A 1,145-nucleotide genomic window follows, 5' to 3' on the forward strand; every position below is an offset into this window, starting at 1 on the left:
GCGTTTATCAGCTTGCCGGTCACTATTGAGAGCTATATACGCCTAGTTGATCCGCTATATTTTGAGGTCTTCGTTCACTCACTCTGGATGGCAGGTATCACGACCATCATTTGCTTAGTGCTCGGTTATCCTTTTGCTTGGCTGGTGTCAAAAGCCAAAGGCAACTGGCAGCCGCTGCTTATGATGCTGCTTATCCTGCCCTTTTGGACCAACTCTTTAGTGCGCACTTATGCGCTCAAGCTGCTGTTTGCCAATAATGGACTCATCAATAAAACCCTGCTCGCGATAGGCGTCATCGATGCGCCCATCGATATTTTGTACACCCAAGGCGCGGTCATCGCAGGTCTCACCTATTTGCTGTTTCCATTTATGGTGCTACCGCTCTATGCGGTGTTTACCGATTTACGCAGTGACATGCTGCTGGCATCACAGGATTTGGGCGCCTCCAAAACCCAAACCTTTTGGCATGTGGTACTGCCACTGACCACGCCTGGGATTATCTCAGGCGTGCTACTGGTATTGCTCCCTGCAATGGGTATGTTCTATGTTGCAGACATTTTAGGCGGCTCGCGTAATTTGCTCGTTGGTAATATCATCAAAAACCAGTTTTTGGATGCCCGCGATTGGCCCTTCGGGGCGGCAGCAAGTGTGCTTTTGACTCTCGCTATGGCAGTGCTATTACTCGCCTACCGCGCAAGCTCTCGCCGTATTGGCAAGACTGATTTTAACGAGGTGGCCTAATGTCTAAACCTCGTACAGTAAGTATCGGTAGCATCGCCGCTAAAGGCTATCTGGGTCTGATTTACGCTTTGTTATATCTGCCCATTATTGTCTTGGTCGTGATGTCTTTTAACAAGTCCAAGATTGGCTATAACTGGGGCGGCTTTAGCCTGAAGTGGTATGAGTCACTGTTTAACAACCAAGCGATGCTTGATGCGTTTTGGCACTCTATCGTTTTGGGATTGGTCGCCGCCACTGTCTCCACCTTGATAGGCACGCTGACTGCCCTTGCGCTCCATCGTTATAACTTTCGCGGTAAAGGGCTATTAAACGGCCTGCTCTTTGTGCTGATGATGTCGCCTGAGATTGTGCTGGCGATATCTTTACTAGCATTGTTTTTATTAATTGGTCTGCAGCTTGGCTTT

1 protein-coding gene and 1 pseudogene are annotated in these 1,145 nt (G+C 48.7%); both read left to right on the top strand.

Annotated elements, in window-relative coordinates; all coding sequences use genetic code 11:
• A partial coding sequence (locus ACTXGO_RS14225; protein ID WP_443574972.1) for an ABC transporter permease subunit occupies positions 1–741 on the top strand: 741 nt, incomplete at its 5' end.
• Positions 741–1,145 (top strand): annotated as a pseudogene (gene potC, locus ACTXGO_RS14230) (spermidine/putrescine ABC transporter permease PotC); the annotation flags it as partial. The gene ACTXGO_RS14225 and the pseudogene potC, both read left to right, overlap by 1 nt.

This window comes from Psychrobacter sp. T6-1 (assembly GCF_052258445.1).